Origin of the sequence: Virgibacillus sp. M23, assembly GCF_034190895.1 — a bacterium.
Taxonomy (GTDB): Bacteria; Bacillota; Bacilli; order Bacillales; family Amphibacillaceae; genus Virgibacillus; species Virgibacillus salarius.
Genome location: NZ_JAWDHA010000399.1, coordinates 1 through 336 on the forward strand (window position 1 = coordinate 1; position 336 = coordinate 336).

Below are 336 nucleotides of genomic sequence, written 5' to 3' on the forward strand. Positions count from 1 at the left end.
GCATCGAGTGGAAATTATTCATTTAAATGAAGACAGTTGGCGAATGAAGCATCGAAAAACCATATTTGGGCAGCAAAGTGTTTCAAATTAATAAGCAGAAATTGTGTCATTTTACTTGACGGTCACACCATCTACCAAAACGTGTTCAAGTTGGGGAAATACCCAACCAATGCTTATAGAAATTAGAACATACGCTTGTTCGTGTGGGCTAAATCTCGATAGAGATTATAATTCAGCTCTCCATATCAAAAAAGAAGGCATTCGCTTATTAGCAAGTGCCTAATGAAAATATAAACTCTTGGAACAAGAGGGTTAGCTTGGTCCAGTTCGTCAGCT

At 37.8% G+C, this 336-nt stretch carries 1 pseudogene; it reads left to right on the plus strand.

The features are described from left to right. Positions 1-127: 127 nt before the first annotated feature. Positions 128-283 (plus strand): annotated as a pseudogene (locus RVS70_RS23195) (zinc ribbon domain-containing protein); the annotation flags it as partial. Positions 284-336: the final 53 nt, after the last annotated feature.